This window comes from Rhodococcus sp. A14 (assembly GCF_011603105.1).
GTDB classification, from domain to species: Bacteria; Actinomycetota; Actinomycetes; order Mycobacteriales; family Mycobacteriaceae; genus Rhodococcus_F; species Rhodococcus_F opacus.
The window spans coordinates 1-2,096 of record NZ_JAAOQS010000241.1 but is presented as its reverse complement, the minus strand read 5'-3'; the positions used below and the strand labels follow the sequence as shown (position 1 = coordinate 2,096).

Annotated in this window: 1 protein-coding gene; it reads left to right on the top strand. The window is 69.0% G+C overall.

Annotated elements, in window-relative coordinates:
• A partial coding sequence (locus tag G9373_RS45060) for a non-ribosomal peptide synthetase (RefSeq protein ID WP_167121297.1) occupies positions 1-2,096 on the top strand: 2,096 nt, incomplete at both ends.

The following is a 2,096-nucleotide window of genomic DNA, read 5'->3' as shown; positions in this document are numbered from 1 at the left end:
CTCGCACTCGCCGCCACCACCACCACCACCGACACCACACTCCACCTGCGGTGCATCTTCCAGCTGTCGGCATTCGATGCCGACAGCGTCGACGCGATCCTCGGGCAACTGGCACGTGTGCTCGTCGCCATGGGATCCGACGCGTCCCTGCCCATTGCCCGCCTGAACCTGCTGGACGCCGCGGAGCACCGAGCGGTGGTGCCGGCCCGGGGCGAGGCAGCCGACGAGCCGCGGACCCTGGGCGCGATCCTCACGGACGCCGCTGAGCGCTCGCCCGACGCCATCGCCGTAGACGACGGGGCCCGCCGGCTGACGTACGCCGAGCTGCAGGCCCGCGCATTGATCCTTGCCGACCGCCTCGTCGAGACGGGCGTCGGTCCGGAAAGTGTGGTCGCCATCGCGATACCGCGGTCCCTCGAATCAGTCCTCGCCGTCTGGGCCGTCGCCGGAACCGGCGCCGCGTTCCTGCCCGTCGACCCGACGTATCCGCAGATCCGCATCCAGCACATGCTCACCGATTCCGGAGTCCTCGTCGGCCTCACCACGAGCAGTCGTCGCGACGCGCTGCCGGACACCGTCACGTGGATCGACATCGATGGCACGGATGCCGGCCGGACACCGCACACCGGTGACACGGGGGCTCGTCAGGCGCCCACGATCCGCCCCGACAATGCGGCGTACCTGATCTATACGTCCGGGTCCACCGGGGTTCCGAAAGGCGTGGTGGTCGGTCACCGTGGATTGAACTCTCTCGCAACCACATTGCGCGGACGTACCGGGGTGACCGCAGCGTCCCGGGTGGCGCATTTCGCGTCTCCCAGCTTCGACGCGTCGGTACTCGAGTATCTGCTCACGTGGTCTGCGGGAGCCACGGCGGTGATCGTGCCCACCACGATCTACGGCGGGGATGAACTGCGTCGGCATCTCGCCGACAGCCGGGTGACCCATGCTTTCCTGACCCCCACGACTCTGGCCACCCTGGACCCCGGGGGCCTCGACGACCTCGAGTGCGTCGTGACCGGCGGGGAGAAGTGCACCCCCGACGTGATCCGCCGGTGGTCTCCGCACCGTCGACTCATCAACGCGTACGGACCTACGGAAAGTACCGTGGCGGCAGATATCTCGGACGATCCGGCCACCGACGGTGCGAATGTGATCGGCGGCCCGATCCACGGCGTCACCGAGGTCGTGCTCGACGCCCGGATGCAACCGGTCCCGATCCGGGCCCGGGGGGAGTTGTACATCGCGGGCGATGCGATCGCCCGCGGCTACCACGGCAAGCCCGCACTCACCGCCACCCGATTCGTGGCCGATCCGTTCGGCCCACCGGGCGGTCGCATGTATCGCAGCGGTGATGTCGTCCGCTGGAACACCGGGAGCGAGCGGTGTGCCGTCCTCGAATACCTGGGTCGCAGCGACTCGCAGGTGAAAGTGCGTGGGTACCGGATCGAACCCGGCGAGATCGACGCCGCGCTGTCCGGTCATCCGGCGGTCACGTTCAGCGCGACGCTCCCCTCGACGGGCGGCCCGGACACGAGCGGCCAGGACGCGACACTGGTCTCCTACGTGACGACCACCGGCGCGACCGGACCCCGCGAACTCCGCGACTACCTGACGAGTCGGCTTCCCGCACAGCTCGTTCCGTCCGCGGTCGTCGAGATCGACGACATTCCGCGGACGCCGTCGGGAAAGCTCGACCGCGACGCGCTCCGCACCCTCCGATCCACCCCGCTCCCCGCGCAGCTTTCGGCGACCACCCCACTCGAACAGACCGTCGCGGAAATCCTCGCCGCGTCACTCGACCTGTCGAGTCTGGGAGTGGACGACGACTTCTTCGCAGCAGGTGGAAACTCGCTGACGGCGACCCGGGCAGTCGCCCGCGTGAACGCGACCCTGCACACGGACCTCGCCGTGCGCAGTCTGTTCGATGCCCCCACCCCGCGTGCTCTGGCGCGACTGCTCCTGGACGACACCGAATCGGAGCCGCGCCCCTCGCTGACCGCCGCCGCGAGGGAGCCGGAGTTCGCACCGTTGTCGCCCGCCCAGCAACGCATCTGGTTCCTCAACCAATACGACACCACCACCCCCACCTACAA